Below are 17746 nucleotides of genomic sequence, written 5' to 3'. Positions count from 1 at the left end.
CCCGGGAACTGGAGCCGTTCATGTCACAGGACGATCTACTGTCCCAGGAAGAAATCGATGCCCTGCTAAAGGGCGTTAGCGGAGACGATGAGCCATCGGTTTCATCTTCCCAAACGCCAGATGAAGCGCGCATTCGCCCTTACGATCCATCGACACAGCATCGCGTAATACGCGAGCGCCTGCATGCGTTGGATTTTATCAATGAGCGTTTTGCGCGTTATTTTCGTAATGGGCTATTTAACCTTTTACGGCGTAGCGCTGACATCACGGTAGAGTCGGTACGCTATCAAAGCTTCAGCGATTTTTCACGCAACGTACCTGTACCTACCAACCTGAATATCGTTTCGATGAAACCGCTGCGTGGCTCTGCGCTTGTAGTATTTCCACCTAACCTCGTTTTTATGGTGGTCGATAACCTCTTTGGTGGTGATGGGCGCTTTGTCACGAAATCAGATGGTCGCGAATTCACTAACACTGAACAGCGTATTATCCAACGATTGCTGAAATTGGCAATGGATGCATATCAAGAAGCCTGGAAGGTGGTTTACCCACTTGATGTGAGTTTTTTGCGTTCAGAAGTACAATCAAAATTTGCCAACATCACTAATTCTCCCAATGAAATCGTGGTCAACACCAAGTTCAATATTGAAGTCGGTAACCTATCGAGCAATTTTCAGATCTGCATGCCTTACGCCATGATTGAGCCATTACGTGATTTATTGGCCAACCCAATCAATGATAGTAATCACGACCAAGATGGCAGTTGGTCTCGGCGTATGGCAAGTGAGTTACGTCAATCAGAAGTAGAGTTAGTTGCTGAATTTGCGCAAATACCTAGTCGTATCTCCCACGTAATGGGACTGAAGAAAGGCGACGTGCTGCCGTTAGACATTCCTAGCTCTATTACAGCGCGTGTTGATGGTGTGCCCGTTATGCAATGTGAGTACGGAAGTCAACGTCAACAGCATGCACTGCGTGTATTACATATGATCGACCATGCCGCTATGAATAACGTATCGTCCAAGGACTTTATTAAAGGGTCTACGCGACAGAAAGCCAAGGAATCCAAAGCATGACTGATCCCAACAAGCCTAATCAGAACGTCTCTGAAGATGATTGGGCGGATGCCATGTCCGAGCAAGAAGATACCACCTCCAGCGCAGATGCTGCCAGTGAAGAGGAAGATCCCTGGGCAGCTGCAATGGCCGAGCAGGAAGCCGCTGAAGAGAGTGAAGAGGAGTCAGTAGCATCAGAACCAGAGTCTACTAAAACACCGGCCGCGAAAGCAGCGAGTGACGACGTCTTCCGCCCGCTAGGCCCGGATAGTGGTTCTTCGCAGGCGCGTGAGCTTGAGATGATCATGGATATTCCGGTGAAACTCACCGTGGAACTAGGTCGCACTAAGCTAACCATCAAGCAGTTGCTTGAGCTAGCACAAGGCTCAGTCATTGAGCTTGAAGGCCTTGCTGGTGAGCCGATGGACATCTTGATTAATGGCTATTTAATTGCTCAAGGGGAAGTCGTTGTTATTGAAGACAAGTATGGCATTCGCATTACTGAAATCATCACACCCTCTGAACGTATTCACAAACTAAACCGATGAGCGTTGTAACCACCACAACGCAAAATGGCTCATTGGATGCGCTCAGTAATGGTGGCGAGTCATTAGTGGGAATGGCTGTTTTAGGCAAAACAGCCGCTGCTCTGGCCCTTGTTATTGCGATTATATTAATCTGTACAGCGCTTTTAAAGCGCTGGAGCAATCATAGCTCTCGCCATGGCGCCCACTTGCGGGTCGTGGGCAGTACGGCTGTGGGCAATCGTGAACGTATTGTGATTGTTGAAGTAGAAGATACTTGGTTAGTCGTGGGCGTTGGGGGAGGTCGTATTACTAAGCTACACGAACGCCCAGCGCCTGAAGAGCGCCCATCTGCTGCTTCATCTTCCACCCCCTCCCGCTTTGCAAGCCGCTTATCCAAAGCGTTAGCCACTAGCCAGAGCAAAGGCTCATCAGCCTCCTCCGATCCACATCAGACGCCATGAGGCACTAGATGCACCTTTCTTGGGCCTGTTTTTTAAAGCAGCGTGTTTCTAACAGCTATATGCCTAAGCGCGACGTCCACCGCTGGATATGGTTGATTAGTGCGGTTGTCGTTTGCTTTATTGCTTTACCAGCCAATGCCCAACAGATACCCGGGCTTATTTCCCAGCCATTAGACGACGGTGGACAGCAGTGGTCTCTCTCCCTGCAAACATTGCTCTTCCTGAGCTCTCTCGCGTTTTTACCTTCGATGTTACTGATGATGACAAGTTTCACACGCATCATCATTGTGCTCAGTCTATTACGCACGGCAATGGGTACACAGGCAACACCGCCGAATCAAGTGCTCTTGGGGATCGCGCTGTTCTTAACTTTTTTTATTATGTCGCCGGTATTGGCACAAGTATATGACAACGCATGGGTGCCACTGACTAATGAAACAATCAATTTTGAAGAATTTTTATTACTTGCGCAGGATCCATTTCGGGAATTTATGCTTGCCCAAACCCGGGAGCCCGACTTGGCTCTATTCGTTCGCCTGGCGGATGTAGGGCCTATGCAAGGTCCAGAAGAACTGCCTATGAGAGTTTTGCTGCCTGCCTTTGTTACCAGTGAATTAAAAACCGCTTTCCAAATTGGTTTTACTATTTTCATTCCTTTCTTAATCATCGACTTAGTCGTCGCGAGCACTCTGATGGCGCTGGGGATGATGATGGTACCGCCCATCACTATCTCGTTACCCTTCAAACTGATGCTGTTCATTTTAGTGGATGGTTGGCAGCTTATTATTGGCTCGATGGCTGAAAGCTTTTACATGATATAGCGCTTTGTTTAGATAGCTTTTATATCAAATAGGTCGCGCCGCTCTATACGGCACAGAGGATTATCGCTATGACTCCAGAAATGGTGATGAGTATTGCTTACCAAGGCATGCGTGTAACGCTTTTGCTTGCTGGACCTATGCTACTGGCTGCGCTATTTACCGGGCTTATCATTAGCCTGTTTCAAGCAGCGACTCAAATTAATGAGATGACGCTGACGTTTATTCCTAAAATCCTAGCCGTGTTTGCGGTATTGGTATTTGCTGGCCCTTGGCTGATTGGATTAATTACTGACTTTACCCATCGCCTGTTTACCAACATCCCTAATATGGTGATGTAAACCGATGATCGAAGTCACTTTCGCACAGCTACAAGGGTGGCTAGTGGCTTTTTTATGGCCGTTTGCGCGCATCACTGCCTTTATGGCCGCCTCCCCGCTTTGGGGACACTCCAGTGTTCCCAATCAAGCCAAAGTCGGCCTTGCTGCCCTCATCGCCTTTATGATTGCGCCAATTCTACCGGCCATGCCGGATATCGCCGTCATGTCCTGGGCAGGCGTCGGCATTATGATTGAACAGATTCTAATCGGCTTGGCGATGGGTCTCGTCATGCATATTATGTTCGCGGTTGTTCAAGCAGCAGGGGACTTCATCGGTCTGCAAATGGGCCTAGCGTTTGCGAGCTTTTTTGATACATCTAGCGGTACCAATATTATGGTGCTCTCGCGCATTCTCTACATGATTACATTGCTCATGTTTCTGGCGATGAATGGTCATTTAATGGTGCTTGAAACGCTAATTATGAGTTTCCAAACGCTGCCCATTGGTATTGGGACGTTCAATCCAGATGCGTTTATTTTGCTGGCTCGCTATGCAGGGACGATTTTTGCGGCGGGCATGTTATTGGCACTGCCTCTAGTAGGTTCGCTGCTAACCATCAATCTGGCCCTGGGTATACTAAACCGCTCCGCCCCCCAGCTCACCGTTTTCAATATCGGCTTCCCGACTTCCCTCATCGTGGGCCTCATATTGATGATGGTACTGATGACCAACATCAACCAGTTTCTAGAGCGTTTATTTACACAAGGGCTGGGCTTTCTGCAAAATTTAATCGAAACAATGGCCCCCTTAACTTAAAACCCCCATGCTTCGCAAAAAGGCATGGGGGTTTCAGTAAACTATGTAAGAACTGTACGCTTGTTACATATAGTTAAACAGCGATAATCCTTTAATATCGACAAAGGCTTTTTGCGCCGCCTGCATGCCAACTTGTCGCAAGCTGTACTCAGAAATTGCTGCAGTGTAATCAAGGTCGACCAAATCTGAGAGCGTCTGCTCATAATTAAGCATACGGTTACTACTTACCGCATCGACGACATCAAGCTCATTGAGCCGTGCTCCTGCGGAGGCGCGAACTGTTAAAACATTATCTAGGCTATTGTCCAGATCGCGCATGGCAGTATTCAACGTATTGCGCAGATCGGCTTTGCCAGCTTCAGTCTCTGTGGGGTTTTCTAATACTCGGATAGCCTCTTCCATAGTCCGAAATAGGTCGGCACCACGAGTAGCGCCACCCGCCAGCGTAACCTGAACCTGATCCCCAGCTACTGGTTCGCCTTTCAATTCAACATTCAAGCCACCAATCGAAATACTTTCGCCCGACGTATAATCCGCTCCAGTAAAAGCGCCATCTCCAAGGGGATCATAGTCCACCCAGCTGTCGCTATCTTCATCGAATGTTTCAACATCGAACTCATTAGCATTAACAAAGCTAATACGGAAGTTTTTACCATAGTCAGCATCATTTACGTCACGGACTTGTGGTCCGCTAAAAGTAACATTGCCTTGATTCAGGTTGCCATCTTCACGTTTAGCTTCCGCTACGTAGCCAGCTCCACTAGCCACACTTTTGAAGATAGTCTCGCCATTATCGGCTATCGGCATTAAACGTGAAGCGTCAATCCGTTGCTCACGCACGTTACTATCACCTTGGTACTGCACGCTGCCATCAGCCGATTTCACAAACGGAGGTGCGTTATCTTTATAGCCTCCAAACAAGTACCGCCCGTTACCATCGGTGGAATTAGCTTGGCCCAGGATCGTTTCATAAACGCCTTTTAGCTCGCTAGCGATTGATTCTCGATTGGAGGCACTTAACGTGTCGCTGGAGGCCTGAATTAATAATCCCTTCGCACTTGTTATCGCATCACTCATGCTATTGATAATGCTTTCAGTCTGCGACAGTGAGTTGCGGGCTGATACACGCGCATCAGAATATTGTTCAGTCACTGCTTTTGCTTGATCAACACCAACTGCCCGTGAGGCCGCCTGTGGATCGTCGGAGGGATTCACTACTCGACGCCCACTAGCAATCTGCTGACTGACTTTCATCAGGTCGCTCTGTTGGCGATTCATAGACGCCGTGCTTTGCTCGAACATGGTAACGGTACTAATACGCATTACTTAAGCTCCTGAATTAACCGCGCAGGTTCAAGATGGTATCCATCAGCGTTCCTGCGGTGTCAATCACACGCGCATTGGCCTGATAGTACTGTTGGTAGCGGATTAAATTAGCGGCTTCCTCGTCTAAGTTAACCCCAGACTCTGACTGTTGCACCGCTGTAAGTTGATCGGTCAGGCCTTGTCGCGCGTCTAAATTAACCTCAGTGATATTGGTACGATTACCAACATCACCGACCATGGAGGCATAAGCGCCAGAAACGGTTGCACTAGCGCCGACTATAGATTCAGATTGCAAGTTTTGCAGTGCTAGGGCGTTGCGGTTATCGCCACTGCTGGAGTCGCTTAGGCCAACGGCTAGCGTTGCCGTTTCGCCCGCTTTGGGCAAGTCGTTAAGAGTAAATTCGACTCCATCGACCACGATGCGAGCCCCTACTGCTAAGGTATCGCCAACGCTTAATGCGTTACCGTCAACGGTCATCGTTCCGTCTAACTCGGTGATTTCACCATTGTCATTCACGCTAATAGAATATGTATCACCTTCCGGCAAAGAGGCTAATGCACCCTCGGCCATGCTGACGTTGCCAATATCCAAGTTACCTTCAAACTCGGCGAAGCTAGCTGCCGCAATTTTGTCTACATCAGTAATATTAGCTTCCATGCCATTGGCAGCACGCCGCACCGGTTGAATTTCAAATTGATCGCCATCAGCCGGCGCTGGCGCATTACTAAACTCAAGAATCACACCGCCGAATTTTAATTGATTATCATCATTCCAGGCATCTTGATCAAAATCGACGACTTGGCCGGTATCGTTACGGGTAACCACAGGAACCGTACCCTCAAAGCTGACGGTATAATCTGTAGCTCGCAGGGCATCAATCTGAGCTGGATCAAATTCGGCGCTGGCGATATTGGCGTTACTATTGCCTTCATGACCATAAGTTTGCGGCGCACGAACGGCAAAGAAATCTTCGCCCTGGTCGCCGTTAAGATCCACACCGAGCTTGTGTTGCTCGTTGAAAGCCGTTGCTAGAGAAACGGCTAGCTGGCCAATCTGGTTTTGTGTCTTATCCAAGGTTTCTGAACGGAAGGTCATCAATCCACCTAATGCCCCACCCGTAATCGTCGATTCGTCTAACTGGATTAAATTGCCACCACCATCGCGATAACCGACCACTGTGCGTTGTGGATCATAGTCGGCCTGCATCGCTTCCAACTGAAAGGAGTTAGTACCGGTTACTAACGGCTGCCCATTAGGCAAGCTGATGTTATAGGTTTTCCCATCCTGCACGTTCAAGCGTAGATTCATGCGCTCGTTGAGCTCAGATACCATATGGTCACGCTGATTGAGCAGGCTGTTAGGTGCTTCGCCAGTACGTGCACGGGCTAGTGCTATCTCTTTATTTAAGCCCGCGATTTGCTCAGCCGTATTATTGATCTGGGTAATTTCATCTTTAATCTGGCTATTAATGTTTCCTTGCATATCCTGCAAGTAGCCATCGAAAGAGCGGAACTGTGAACTTAGCGTGTTGGCAGTGCCGAGCACGCCTTGGCGAGCAGCCGGGTCAGATGGCGAGCTGGCTAGATCTTCTAACGATGAGAAGAATCCCTGCATCAGGGGCGCTAAGCCTGCATCGCGATCTGCTAACAGGTTATCGATTTGCGATACCTGGTTATAATACGTTTCTAAGGCACTCGACTGGGTCTTTGCGTTGTTTAACTGGTCAGCCACGTAAGTATTGAACTGACGTTCGATATCGTTGACCCGAACGCCCCCGCCCACACGGCCCTCACCCAGCTGCGCTAACTCTCGGTTATAGCCTGGCGTGTAGACATTACTAATATTATTGCTGCTTGTATTAAGGGCGTTCTGTGCTGCATTAAGACCGCTTAACCCAATCGAAAACATGCTCATGGTTCAATTCCTTAGGCCGATACCTATATCTTTTATGAATATCGGCACTGCACTGAAAAACTTGAGGAAGGGGCTAGCGGGAATCTGCCAGGAAATCACCGCCAGCTTCAATCGGGCCCAGAGATTTCATGACGGCGACTAGTTTGTCAGCATAGAGAGGATCTGTCGCATAGCCTCCTCGCTGCAACTCGCGAGCAGCCAGCTCAGCACTAGGCGCCTGGATAACACCGGCATAGCGGGGGTTATTGCTAATCAAGCTGGCATAGTCTGTAAACGCATGCTCAAACGAGTCGTAAACGCGGAAAGTGTCAACAACTTGGGTACGTCGCCCATCGATATACTCGTGGGTCACAATATCTGTTGTTTCGCCCTGCCAATGGCTACCGGCTTTAATCCCAAACAGGTTATGGCTATTACTGCCATTGTGCGTGCTGATTTCGTGCCGCCCCCAGCCTGTTTCTAGCGCCGCTTGCGCCAAAATTAACTCAGCTGGAACGCCCGTAGTTGCGCTAGCTGCCTGCGCGGGTTCAGCAAGTGTTTGAATAAATTGATCGACATGGGCTAAAGGATTTTGTTCTCGCCGGGCTAACGTAGAATCATCAGGCTCACTGCTCCTCTGCACCCCTTGGCGGATCGCCTCAAGCTCATCTAAGAACCTGCCACTACCCAGAGGGGTTGCTTCAGCAATAGAAACTTGATCGGCCGAGAAGGATCCATCCAGCATACGAGGCGTACCCCGAGGAATGCCGGCAATTAACGCCTGCAGCTCGCGATCTGCGTTTGCTGACGTTTCTGATTTTGGAATTGCTCCTTGGCGCTCTAGCTGCTCAACGAGCATTTCAGCAAGCCCCATTCCACGCGAGGACATCACTTGTGACCACTGCTGATCAAGCATTGATTGATACATATTCGTTGCACTGCTGTTCATCAGACCTGAGCTTGGTGTCGCATCACGCATGCTCTTCATCATCATTTGAATGAATAGCGCTTCAAACTGCTGGGCGGCACCATTTACACCGGCTTCGGGATCGATTCGAGCCGTGTGTTGAAGCCGCTGAAAACCATTCATGTCGAGGGCAAACTGGCTGGTCATATCACTCGCGCTCATTAAATGACCTCCAACTCAGCACGTAGCGAACCCGACGCTTTTAACGCTTCTAGAATCGACATTAAATCCTGAGGTGTCGCGCCTAACGCATTCAATGCATTGACCACTTCGTTGAGCTGCGCGCCTTCTACGATTTGTAGATAAGCCTCTTGCTGCTCAATTTCAATATCCGCGTCGGGCACCACGACAGTTTCGCCTTCACCAAAGGGGTTAGGCTGGCTAACGCCAAACTGGGTATCAATCATGATCGACAGACTGCCGTGAGCCACCGCCGCCTCTCGCAATGTAACGGCACTATTCAACACGACCGAGCCAGTACGCGAATTCAACACAACGAGTGCCGGTGCCTCAGTAGGTGTCACCTGAACGTTTTCAATACGCGCCATAAAGTTGACCCGCGCATTATCATCGGTAGGACCGTCGAGGGCGATCACGCGACCATTACGTGCATAGGCAACTGATTGGCCAAACTCGTTATTAATCGCCGTCACCATACGTTGTACGGTGCCAAAATCGGAATCGTTGAGCTGTAGCTCTAGCATGCCACCATTGCTACCCAAGTTCAGCGGTACTTCCCGTTCAACTAAGGCACCGTTGGGTATACGCCCCGATGCCTGCTGATTTATCTGAACACTACTGCCGCCCGCTTGGGCGCCCGCCCCACCTACCAGCATATTCCCCTGGGCTAGCGCATAGGTGTCGCCATCGGCACCTTTCAATGGTGTCATTAGTAGCGTACCGCCTCGTAAACTGCGCGCATTAGCGATTGAGGACACGACAATATCTAAACGCTGCCCCGGCCTTGAGAACGGCGGCAGATCAGTGGTTACCATCACCGCAGCCACATTGCGCAGCTGCAGATTGGTGCCAGCCGGAATGGTCACCCCAAGCTGAGACAGCATATTGGTCAGGCTTTGGCTAGTGAATGGTGCCTGGGTTGTTTGATCGCCGGTACTATCAAGGCCAACGACTAGACCATAGCCCACCAGTTGGTTATCACGTACACCAGCAAAACTGGCCAGCTCACGAATACGCTCTGCATGGGCTGGAAAAGCTAACAAGCACATCATTACTAGCGCACCCAACTGAATAAGCCAGGTGTTAACTGTTCGATAACCGTTCAAGCGAAGCGCTATTGCCCGTGGTAGCTGCTTTATTAATAGCTTTGTCATAGTTAGCTCCACTTGCGGCTAAAAGGGTGACACGTTTAAGAAGAAACGTTGAAGCCAACCCATGTGCTGAGCTTCATTGATATACCCGTCACCCACATATTCAATACGCGCATCCGCCACTTGAGTGGAAGGTACAGTATTTTGTGAGGTAATCGTGCGCGGGTTAACGACGCCTGAAAAACGGATAAACTCCGTTCCCTGATTGATGGCAATTTGTTTCTCGCCCCGCACGCGCAAATTACCGTTATTCATGACTTCTAAAACCGATACCGTAATAGTGCCAGTAAAGGAGTTGTTGGCCTGCGATCCACCACTGCCCGTAAAATTATTCTCACCGGCAATGTCGTAGCCATACTCGTCAAGTACATCAAGAATGTCTGGCAGCTCTGTCAACTCAAGACTGGAACTGCCGCTACGACCGGCGTTAGATTGTGAATTTTTGCTCGCACTGACCTCTTCATCCAACACAATAGTCAAGATATCGCCGATCGAACGCGGACGGCGGTCTTCAAAGAGCGGTTGATACCCTTGCCTAGCCTGATAAATAGAGCCATTAGGTATGGGTGGTGGACGATCGACAATGTTGATCTGCTCTTGCTCGCCAACGACAGAGGCTCTTGGAATCTGAGCGCACCCGGCAAGAACAATTATTAAAACCGCTAATCCAGCTAGCGCGATACGACGTAACATGTGGTGCAACTCCAGCATAACGCGACCTGTAAGTAAGCCCTGCAAGTAAGCCCTGCAAGTAAGAAGCGTTACAGTTGGCTCAACCGCGCCAACATTTCATCGCTGGTAGATACCGCTTTACTGTTAATTTCATAGGCACGCTGGGTCTGAATCATATTGACCATTTCTTCAACGACATTGACGTTGGAGGTTTCCACATAGCCTTGGAACAACCGACCAGCCCCATTCATACCAGGCATGTTCTCATTGGGTGCTCCTGAGGCGCCTGTCTCAAGATAGAGGTTGCCACCAATACTTTGTAAACCAGCTGGATTAATAAAGGTACTGACTGTTATTTGACCCACTTCATTATCCAGCGCAATGCCGGGTTGGCGAACGCTTACCGTACCATCTTCCCCCACATTCACTGACAGCGCGTTGGCCGGTAAAAAGATGGCAGGCTCAACGGGGTAGCCATTAGCGGTTACCATTTGGCCGTTTTCATTTAGCTGGAAGCTACCGTCGCGGGTATAGCCAGTGGTGCCATCAGGTAACAACACCTGGAAAAATCCTTCACCATTGATAGCCAAATCACGTGAATTTTCAGTCTGCTCTAACCCACCTTGAGTATGAAGGCGCTCGGTAGCCACAGCTCGCACACCCGTACCCACTTGCATACCAGAAGGTAGCCGGTCCTGAATATTGTTCTGAGCGCCTGGCTGACGCATATTTTGATACAACAAATCTTCAAATACAGGCCGTGAGCGCTTAAAACCATTGGTGCTAACGTTGGCCAGGTTGTTTGAAATCACGTCCAGCTTAGTTTGTTGCGCTTCCAAACCGGTTTTTGCTGTCCACAACGATTTAATCATAATTAGGTTACCTTTACCGACTGAGCAATATCAGCAATGAATGGCCAACATCAGCCTTGAATTGAAAGAATGCCATTGGCTCGCTGGGCATTTTCGTCAGCGGTACTGAGTACTTTCATCTGCATATCGTAACGGCGCGCAACATCAATCATTGAAACCATGGCATCGACTGCGCTTACGTTGCTGCCTTCAAGCGCACCACTCACTAATTTGGCATTTTCATCGGCAGGTAAAACGCCTGCGACACCTTCATCATTTGGCGGAGCACGAAAAAGACCGTCCTCACCACGGGAGAGTGCGCCCTCTTCAGGCGTTACCAACTTAATACGCCCCACTTCAACCAATGCTTCTGGCCCTACGCCCTCAGGGATAGCACTAATGGTGCCATCAGCGCCGATAGAAACTTGCGCACCCTGGGGTATAGCAATAGGTCCACCTTCGCCCATCACCGGGCGCCCTACATTAAGCAGAACACCATCGCTGTCGATCTGAAGATCGCCACGCCGTGTATAGGTTTCGGTACCATCATCCGCCTGCACCGCCATCCATGCATCGTCCTGCATCGCGACATCAAGCGTGCGGCCCGTATACTCCACCGGGCCCTGTGAGAAATCACTTCCAGGCGTTGTCGTTACCACAGAGGTGCGCGTCGCTAGCAATGCCTCTCCCTGCACAGGAACGGAACGAGCGGCCTGTAACTGCGCACGAAAGCCAGTAGTGCTCACATTCGATAGGTTATTACTCACTATCGACTGTTGATCCATACTGTTTTTGGCACCACTCATGGCGGTATAGAGCATTCGATCCACGCTACTTACTCCTTAAGCAAGTGACCGATTATTAAAGGTTAATAATGGTCTGCAGGAGCTCGTCCTGGGTACTGATCGTTTGCGAGTTGGCCTGATAGGCACGTTGGGCAATAATCATATCCACTAGCTCGCGTGCCATATCAACATTGGAGGTTTCGACCGCGCTCGCCTCGATCATCCCACGCAGGCCAGTACCTGCCGCCCCCACCAGCTCTTGGCCAGAATCAGCGGTAGCTGTCCACAGGTTATCGCCTTCGGGCTTTAAACCTTCAGGGTTACGAAAGCTAACCAACGCTATTTGACCCGCTGCACGCGATTGCTCATTTGAGTAGTTACGCATTACAGTGCCATCATTTTCGATGGTTACGCCTACCAGAGAGCCAGAAGTGTAGCCATCCTGCTCTATATCATTGACGGTAGAGTCATTGGCAAACTGCGATGACCCGGTGAAATCCACGTCAACTTCAAGGTTTTCAAGCTGAGTTCCATCAAACTCATCTGCTGCAAACGTAAACGTAGCTTGCCCACCACCCTCAAGCCGTCCGCTCGCATCAAAATCAAGTGTCGTCAGTCCCGCAACAGCGTAAGTCCCCGCTCCTTCAGGCCCTCCTGACATTCTAAGGCTGACATCCCACTGATTCGCTGCTGCATCAGTCTTAGTAAAATAGTAAGTCAAGTTACGCGCATTACCTTGGGAATCATAAATGGTTGCATTTGTTGAATAAGAGTAATCATCCGCCCCTAAGCCTGCCAAAATTTCTGCTTCACTAGGAGCAACCAGCTCATCCTCACCCGAATCTAAGTTCAACGACACGTTTAGCTCAGTAGTAGCACTGGCGGGTAAGTCACCAGCATCTACCGATAAAGCACTTACATCGCCACCCGCCTGAACAACCCCATCAGCGTTGGCTGCATAGCCCATAATCTGAGCTCCCTGGGCATTCACTAAATCGCCATTTGCGGTCATAGTAAGTTGGCCATTACGCGAATAACCCACCTCGCCATTAGGCTGCTGAAAGCGGAAGAAACCTTCGCCAGCAATGGCCAAGTCCATATTACGATTGGTCGATTCAATGTTGCCCTGACTAAAATTTTGGAGTACGCCTGATGTGCGTGTACCCAAACCAATGCGTGATTGGGCATAAACATCGGCGAATTGAACGCTTGAACTTTTAAAGCCTACGGTTTGCGAGTTGGCAATATTATTACCAACGGCGCCTAATTTTTGCTGCTGAGCGTTTAGACCACTAAGTGCTTGTGAAAAACTCATGATGTTCCCCTAAGAAAGCTGTATTTAGTTAAAGGCTGTTTTTTTAATTAACGATTAAAGAATTTGTTTAACGTCATTCAGGCCGATTTGGCCGTAGACAGCGCCCAAATCCAACCGAACGCTGCCACTGCGATCATTAGGCGTTACGCTGTTGACTACTGCATATTGCAAGGCTGTGTGTTCGATTTTTTCACCTTCAGCGTCGGTCACCTCTAATTGCACCGAATAACGACCGCTGGCAGCCGATTCTTTCTGCTCGTTGAGACCGTCCCACTGGAAGGACTGTACCCCGGCATCTAACGCTCCAAGGTCAAGGGTTCTAATAACTTGGCCACCCTCTCCCACGATCGTCGCTTTAACATTTGCCGCTGGCTCGGCCAACTCTATGCCGAAGGGGGTGGTATAAGCGTTTCCTTCGTCATCTTGCCCTACTAAAACATCTTTACCGGAGACCATAACGCCTTTGCCAATAAGACCACTCGCCTGCAGGGCCTGATTGGCATCCATTTGACTGGTAATGCCTTCGAGCGTGCTATTTAACTCTTCAATACCGCTAACCGTATTAATTTGCGCTAATTGCGAGGTCATTTCCGAATTTTCCATCGGATTTAGCGGATCTTGATTTTGCAATTGGGTAATCAGCAGCGTCATGAAGCTTTCACGTAGCTCATCGGATTGACGCCCAGAAAGGCCATTGGCGCCACCGCTATTGACGCTACTTAATACGTTAGTATCGATATTCATGGTTTAGCCCTCACCTAGCGACAGCGTCTGCATCAGCATTTGCTTGCTAGTGTTAAATACTTCGATATTGGCTTGGTAGGAACGGGAGGCTGAAATCATATTGACCATTTCATGTACCGGCTCGACATTGGGCTTTGCCACATACCCCTCTTCATCCGCGGCGGGATGGCTGGGCATGTACTCCATGCGCAGAGGTGAATCGTCTTCCACCACTTCAGTAACACGCACGCCGCCAACCCCATAACGCGAAGCATGTGCTTGGGTCTCAAACATGACCTGCTTCGCTCGATAGGTTTCGCCGTCGGGTCCGGCAACACTGTCAGCATTTGCCAGATTGCTAGCGGTAACGTTCATGCGTTGAGCCTGTGCACTCATGGCTGAGCCTGCAATATCAAACGCGGAAAACATCGACATAACGTATTAACTCCTCACGAATCAGGTCTAGATTATTCAGGCTGCATGGCGTTTTTCAGCCCCTGAATACGACTGTTGAGCATAGTGAGACCGACCTGATAACGGACGGCGTTATCAGCAAATTGCGTCCGCTCACGATCCATATCAACCGTATTGCCATCCAAGCTAGGTTGATCGGGAATGCGGTAAAGTAAATCGGTGTTGCCAGTGCCTCGCCATGCGGGGCCTTCGCCAGCGATATGGTTCCCAGCGGTACGTGCCAGTGCCAGTCCACCGCCGGTATTGCTTGATGCATTCTGAGTGCCATCTACTGCTTTTTTTAACTCACTAGCAAAATCGATATCACGCGCTTTATAGTTGGGCGTATCGGCATTGGCGATATTCGCGGCCAACACTTCGTGACGTGCTTGCCGTAAACTGACGGCTTGCTGATGGAAGTTAAAGGCAGATTCCAGTTGATCAATCATGCCGACCCTCGCGTTGAGGCAAAAAATAAAATGGATTTTGTTGATGATGAAGAATACGTCTGTCGCTGTCAGCCTAAAGCATGGAACAGCTTGCGTTTCTGCCAGTATTTCGCGTGATGCTGCTACTACCTTTTCGCTACACTGATTATGCAGTTACCTTACCCCTTCTTTATTTCAGTTCTTCATCAAGTGGCCCCTCCATGCTACGAAAACATGTGTTCCCGCTAAGTAGGCCTTGCTACTGGAAAATATTTATTTTATTGGCAATGCTGGTCATGCTAGGCACTAACAACGTGCAGGCTGATGACGACGGATTACTCCAGCAAGTGCATCAATTTTTGTATCAGGAAACACAGGCATTAGGTGAGGAAGTCGTGATTGAGCTGAGGCCGCCGTCGCCACATCTCCCTGAATGTATCCAACCAGAACCCTTTTTACCCAATGCGAATCAAGCGCCATTAGGCCGTGTTTCCGTCGGTGTGCGTTGCGGTGAAGGCAGCCGTCAAGTTCGCTACTTACAGGCCCAAGTCGATGTCATCGGTAGTTACTTAGTGGCCGCTCGCGATATTGAGCGAGGTACAATGATCACCTCTGACATGCTCAGCGAACGCGGTGGTAACTTGGGCGATCTCTCGGCACAAGCTTTGAAAGCAGAAGCCGACATTGTGGGAAAAGTAGCACAGCGCCCGATCCGCAACGGCAGCACTTTTTTATCACACTACTTAAAAGCACCTGACTTAGTGGAACGTGGTCAGCGCGTTACGGTCATAGCACAAGGTTCAGCTTTTCGTGTTTCACGCGAAGGCGAGGCCCTTGAAAGCGGCGCTCTCGGTGAGCAAGTACGGGTACGTTTCGAATCACGGGAAATCCTGACCGCAAGGGTTACTGATCGCGGTACTTTGATAGTGGATTTTTAATTCTCCACCTAAAGTTATACTCAGCACTGCCGATAGTTACTACACTAAGCGCCAAGCGCATCGACGTTGACGATGAGGCAGACAACGTGAAAATTGATAACATTAATTCGCTATTACGCTCGAACCAAACTCAGCAGCGGGATGAAACCCAAAAAGCTGAGAGCGTATCGCCAGTCGCACCAAGCACTGCGGCTCGAGAATCAACCCAACTGAGCCAGTCAAACATTGATGAATCTCAGGATATTGACACTGTAAAAGTGGAAGAGATTCGCGATGCTATTCGTGAAGGGCGCCTGGAAATGCGCGCGGACCGAATTGCTGACGGTTTAATTGCCAATCTTAAAGATTTATAGGGGAAGCTTTAAATGAGCCTTGCATCTTTGCTTACAGACCAACGGCAGCGCCTTGATGCGTTAATTTCGTTGTTGTCCAACGAGCAAAACCTTTTGACGCAAGGTGACATTGACGGCGATGCGTTAGCTCAAGTCGCACACGAAAAGCAGTCATTATTATCCGAGCTAGAGCGGATTGAAACTGTGCGCCGCAATGTACAGAAACGCCTCGGCTATGATGAAGGTGCTATTGGCGCTAGATCAGCAGCTGTTGATGCTGGCTGTCAAACAGCATGGGAAAGCTTGCTTGAAAAAAGTGAGCGCGCCTCACGCATGAATGATCTGACGGGACAAATGCTGTCAGTACGAATGAAGCATAACCAGGCAATGCTGGATTACATCCGCCAAATTGCAGAAAAAACACTGTATAAGCCGGATGGTCGTAATAGCGCTCAACCTGGCAGAATCAACGCTTCTGCCTAATATATTCCCTCGACAAGCTCCCTGCATAACGTTTCAATGAAAGCCCTCCTCGCTAGTAGGATTCCATAGGCTTTCCATGTTCTATTTGCTGCCTCATCATTATACAGCGCTGGTTGTTGGCGCATCGGGGGGAATAGGTGCTGCCATCATTCAGCAGCTACTCTCTTCCTCCCAGGTCGGCCACATTATTACGGTAAGCCGTAAACCATCACAAATTGACCACCCTCGCCTTACTCACCTGATACTTGATGTTTCTCAAGAACAGGATAGGCAGGCACTTCAGAATGCATTGGCTGCCCGGCCTATTCACTTCTTCTTTAATGCCATCGGCATACTTCACGATGAAGCCAAACAACTGGTTCCTGAAAAGCGACTAGATCAGCTTAGTGTTGAAAACCTAACGCAGACAATGAATATCAACGCCTTTACGCCTATCTTGCTACTGGCGGCACTGAAAGACTCTTTCAAAGGGACACACCCTACAGTGATCGCCAGTCTTTCTGCGCGGGTTGGTTCAATCGAGGATAATCAACTAGGCGGCTGGTACAGCTATCGTGCCAGCAAAGCAGCGCATAACATGCTGCTTAAGACGGCATCAATAGAGCTCAAGCGGCTTAACAAACAATGCACAGTGTTATGCCTGCACCCTGGCACCACCGATACAGCGCTCTCTAAACCTTTTCAAGCTAGGGTGCCCGACGAGAAGCTCTTCACGCCTGCATTTGTAGCAGAGCAGTTACTGGCAGTCATCGCTCAGCGAACGCCTGATGACAGCGGTACTTTTTGGGATTGGAATGGCCAACCTATTGAGTGGTAAGTGTAATGTGTTTTTCTTCCACGCACACAAAAAACCCAGCCGGGTGGCTGGGTTCTTCGTGGTATAAGTGCCTGACGATGGCTGGGCCGGCCATCCGGCGGCCGGCGCTCCGGGACTCTCCATGGGGAGACCCCTTGTTGTCTTCCGCACAACTAAAATACCCCAGCTTCTCTCGAAGCTGGGGTACGGTATAGGTGCCTGACGATGACCTACTCTCGCATGGGGAGACCCCACACTACCATCGGCGCTAAGCGGTTTCACTACTGAGTTCGGCAAGGGATCAGGTGGTTCACGCGTGCTATGGTCGTCAGGCGTAACTGGCTATATATCATGCTGACTATTGCTACATTGTGATCGTCTCACTGCCTGCCGCCCTGGCGGTTGCCGGGGCCACACGCTGCGTATCCGGTTCCTTCACGTCATCATCACGACC

21 protein-coding genes and 1 rRNA gene are annotated in these 17746 nt (G+C 49.7%); 10 read left to right on the top strand and 12 right to left on the bottom strand.

Features of this window, described 5'->3' with window-relative positions; all coding sequences use genetic code 11:
* Positions 1 to 20: 20 nt before the first annotated feature.
* From fliM to fliR, 6 genes are all read left to right on the top strand, one after another.
* Positions 21 to 1076, top strand: a complete 1056-nt coding sequence (fliM, locus tag AC5TBW_RS00355; protein ID WP_495510223.1) for a flagellar motor switch protein FliM — start codon at positions 21 to 23, stop codon at positions 1074 to 1076.
* Positions 1073 to 1603: a flagellar motor switch protein FliN gene (fliN, locus tag AC5TBW_RS00350; protein WP_495510222.1), complete on the top strand. Its 531-nt coding sequence runs from the start codon at positions 1073 to 1075 to the stop codon at positions 1601 to 1603. Before fliM ends, fliN begins: the two co-directional genes overlap by 4 nt.
* A complete protein-coding gene (gene fliO / locus AC5TBW_RS00345; RefSeq protein ID WP_495510221.1) occupies positions 1600 to 2043 on the top strand; it encodes a flagellar biosynthetic protein FliO in 444 nt (147 codons plus the stop codon). Before fliN ends, fliO begins: the two co-directional genes overlap by 4 nt.
* Before the next feature lie 8 nt (positions 2044 to 2051).
* Positions 2052 to 2864: a flagellar type III secretion system pore protein FliP gene (fliP, locus tag AC5TBW_RS00340; protein ID WP_495510220.1), complete on the top strand. Its 813-nt coding sequence runs from the start codon at positions 2052 to 2054 to the stop codon at positions 2862 to 2864.
* A 68-nt stretch (positions 2865 to 2932) separates the two neighbouring features.
* Positions 2933 to 3202: a flagellar biosynthesis protein FliQ gene (gene fliQ, locus AC5TBW_RS00335; RefSeq protein WP_101145845.1), complete on the top strand. Its 270-nt coding sequence runs from the start codon at positions 2933 to 2935 to the stop codon at positions 3200 to 3202.
* A 4-nt stretch (positions 3203 to 3206) separates the two neighbouring features.
* Positions 3207 to 3998, top strand: coding sequence for a flagellar biosynthetic protein FliR (gene fliR / locus AC5TBW_RS00330; protein WP_495510219.1), 792 nt, complete (start codon positions 3207 to 3209; stop codon positions 3996 to 3998).
* Positions 3999 to 4061: 63 nt separating this feature from the next.
* Here fliR and flgL read toward each other — a convergent pair whose 3' ends face one another.
* From flgL to flgB, 11 genes are all read right to left on the bottom strand, one after another.
* Entirely contained in the window at positions 4062 to 5321 is a 1260-nt protein-coding gene (gene flgL, locus AC5TBW_RS00325; protein WP_495510218.1) for a flagellar hook-associated protein FlgL, read from the bottom strand.
* Positions 5322 to 5337: 16 nt separating this feature from the next.
* The gene (flgK, locus tag AC5TBW_RS00320; protein ID WP_495510217.1) at positions 5338 to 7239 is read right to left on the bottom strand and encodes a flagellar hook-associated protein FlgK; all 1902 of its coding nucleotides are present in this window, start codon (positions 7237 to 7239) and stop codon (positions 5338 to 5340) included.
* 73 nt (positions 7240 to 7312) lie between these two features.
* A complete protein-coding gene (flgJ, locus tag AC5TBW_RS00315; RefSeq protein ID WP_495510216.1) occupies positions 7313 to 8347 on the bottom strand; it encodes a flagellar assembly peptidoglycan hydrolase FlgJ in 1035 nt (344 codons plus the stop codon).
* Entirely contained in the window at positions 8347 to 9417 is a 1071-nt protein-coding gene (locus AC5TBW_RS00310) for a flagellar basal body P-ring protein FlgI (RefSeq protein ID WP_495511887.1), read from the bottom strand. Before AC5TBW_RS00310 ends, flgJ begins: the two co-directional genes overlap by 1 nt.
* Before the next feature lie 120 nt (positions 9418 to 9537).
* The gene (locus AC5TBW_RS00305; RefSeq protein ID WP_495510215.1) at positions 9538 to 10227 is read right to left on the bottom strand and encodes a flagellar basal body L-ring protein FlgH; all 690 of its coding nucleotides are present in this window, start codon (positions 10225 to 10227) and stop codon (positions 9538 to 9540) included.
* A 50-nt stretch (positions 10228 to 10277) separates the two neighbouring features.
* On the bottom strand, positions 10278 to 11060 hold the full coding sequence (gene flgG, locus AC5TBW_RS00300) for a flagellar basal-body rod protein FlgG (protein ID WP_495510214.1): 783 nt from the start codon (positions 11058 to 11060) through the stop codon (positions 10278 to 10280).
* A 50-nt stretch (positions 11061 to 11110) separates the two neighbouring features.
* A complete protein-coding gene (locus tag AC5TBW_RS00295) occupies positions 11111 to 11869 on the bottom strand; it encodes a flagellar basal body rod protein FlgF (protein ID WP_495510213.1) in 759 nt (252 codons plus the stop codon).
* A gap of 31 nt (positions 11870 to 11900) precedes the next feature.
* Positions 11901 to 13139, bottom strand: a complete 1239-nt coding sequence (gene flgE, locus AC5TBW_RS00290) for a flagellar hook protein FlgE (RefSeq protein ID WP_495510212.1) — start codon at positions 13137 to 13139, stop codon at positions 11901 to 11903.
* 54 nt (positions 13140 to 13193) lie between these two features.
* Positions 13194 to 13883 carry a flagellar hook assembly protein FlgD gene (locus tag AC5TBW_RS00285; RefSeq protein ID WP_495510211.1) on the bottom strand — a complete coding sequence of 230 codons (690 nt, stop codon included), beginning with the start codon at positions 13881 to 13883 and terminating at the stop codon, positions 13194 to 13196.
* A gap of 3 nt (positions 13884 to 13886) precedes the next feature.
* A complete protein-coding gene (gene flgC / locus AC5TBW_RS00280) occupies positions 13887 to 14297 on the bottom strand; it encodes a flagellar basal body rod protein FlgC (protein WP_495510210.1) in 411 nt (136 codons plus the stop codon).
* Between the two features lie 32 nt (positions 14298 to 14329).
* Positions 14330 to 14764 (bottom strand): flagellar basal body rod protein FlgB, encoded by a 435-nt coding sequence (flgB, locus tag AC5TBW_RS00275; protein WP_495510209.1) that lies wholly within the window; start codon positions 14762 to 14764, stop codon positions 14330 to 14332.
* A gap of 266 nt (positions 14765 to 15030) precedes the next feature.
* Between flgB and flgA the strand changes: the two genes are divergently transcribed.
* The 4 genes from flgA to AC5TBW_RS00255 all read left to right on the top strand — a co-directional run bounded on the left by flgA (position 15031) and on the right by AC5TBW_RS00255 (position 17313).
* Positions 15031 to 15681 (top strand): flagellar basal body P-ring formation chaperone FlgA, encoded by a 651-nt coding sequence (gene flgA, locus AC5TBW_RS00270; protein ID WP_495511886.1) that lies wholly within the window; start codon positions 15031 to 15033, stop codon positions 15679 to 15681.
* Positions 15682 to 15767: 86 nt separating this feature from the next.
* Entirely contained in the window at positions 15768 to 16034 is a 267-nt protein-coding gene (flgM, locus tag AC5TBW_RS00265) for a flagellar biosynthesis anti-sigma factor FlgM (RefSeq protein WP_495510208.1), read from the top strand.
* A gap of 12 nt (positions 16035 to 16046) precedes the next feature.
* Positions 16047 to 16496, top strand: a complete 450-nt coding sequence (locus tag AC5TBW_RS00260) for a flagella synthesis protein FlgN (RefSeq protein WP_495510207.1) — start codon at positions 16047 to 16049, stop codon at positions 16494 to 16496.
* Between the two features lie 76 nt (positions 16497 to 16572).
* Positions 16573 to 17313, top strand: coding sequence for an SDR family NAD(P)-dependent oxidoreductase (locus AC5TBW_RS00255; protein ID WP_495510206.1), 741 nt, complete (start codon positions 16573 to 16575; stop codon positions 17311 to 17313).
* A 196-nt stretch (positions 17314 to 17509) separates the two neighbouring features.
* Here the strand turns inward: AC5TBW_RS00255 and rrf are convergent.
* A 5S ribosomal RNA gene (gene rrf / locus AC5TBW_RS00250) occupies positions 17510 to 17625 on the bottom strand.
* Positions 17626 to 17746: the final 121 nt, after the last annotated feature.

Source organism: Vreelandella sp. ssv, assembly GCF_059448525.1.
The sequence above is the reverse complement of the archived record's forward strand: the minus strand, read 5'-3'. Positions and strand labels throughout refer to the sequence as shown.

Coding starts and splice junctions, on each gene's coding strand:
- flgA (WP_495511886.1), top strand. CDS start 15,031: ATGCTGGTCATGCTAGGCACTAACAACGTGCAGGCTGATGACGACGGA.
- flgC (WP_495510210.1), bottom strand. CDS start 14,297: ATGTCGATGTTTTCCGCGTTTGATATTGCAGGCTCAGCCATGAGTGCA.
- AC5TBW_RS00255 (WP_495510206.1), top strand. CDS start 16,573: ATGTTCTATTTGCTGCCTCATCATTATACAGCGCTGGTTGTTGGCGCA.
- fliP (WP_495510220.1), top strand. CDS start 2,052: ATGCACCTTTCTTGGGCCTGTTTTTTAAAGCAGCGTGTTTCTAACAGC.
- fliO (WP_495510221.1), top strand. CDS start 1,600: ATGAGCGTTGTAACCACCACAACGCAAAATGGCTCATTGGATGCGCTC.
- AC5TBW_RS00305 (WP_495510215.1), bottom strand. CDS start 10,227: ATGCTGGAGTTGCACCACATGTTACGTCGTATCGCGCTAGCTGGATTA.
- AC5TBW_RS00260 (WP_495510207.1), top strand. CDS start 16,047: ATGAGCCTTGCATCTTTGCTTACAGACCAACGGCAGCGCCTTGATGCG.
- flgB (WP_495510209.1), bottom strand. CDS start 14,764: ATGATTGATCAACTGGAATCTGCCTTTAACTTCCATCAGCAAGCCGTC.
- fliQ (WP_101145845.1), top strand. CDS start 2,933: ATGACTCCAGAAATGGTGATGAGTATTGCTTACCAAGGCATGCGTGTA.
- flgL (WP_495510218.1), bottom strand. CDS start 5,321: ATGCGTATTAGTACCGTTACCATGTTCGAGCAAAGCACGGCGTCTATG.
- fliN (WP_495510222.1), top strand. CDS start 1,073: ATGACTGATCCCAACAAGCCTAATCAGAACGTCTCTGAAGATGATTGG.
- flgK (WP_495510217.1), bottom strand. CDS start 7,239: ATGAGCATGTTTTCGATTGGGTTAAGCGGTCTTAATGCAGCACAGAAC.
- fliM (WP_495510223.1), top strand. CDS start 21: ATGTCACAGGACGATCTACTGTCCCAGGAAGAAATCGATGCCCTGCTA.
- fliR (WP_495510219.1), top strand. CDS start 3,207: ATGATCGAAGTCACTTTCGCACAGCTACAAGGGTGGCTAGTGGCTTTT.
- AC5TBW_RS00310 (WP_495511887.1), bottom strand. CDS start 9,417: ATGATGTGCTTGTTAGCTTTTCCAGCCCATGCAGAGCGTATTCGTGAG.
- flgJ (WP_495510216.1), bottom strand. CDS start 8,347: ATGAGCGCGAGTGATATGACCAGCCAGTTTGCCCTCGACATGAATGGT.
- AC5TBW_RS00285 (WP_495510211.1), bottom strand. CDS start 13,883: ATGAATATCGATACTAACGTATTAAGTAGCGTCAATAGCGGTGGCGCC.
- flgG (WP_495510214.1), bottom strand. CDS start 11,060: ATGATTAAATCGTTGTGGACAGCAAAAACCGGTTTGGAAGCGCAACAA.
- flgE (WP_495510212.1), bottom strand. CDS start 13,139: ATGAGTTTTTCACAAGCACTTAGTGGTCTAAACGCTCAGCAGCAAAAA.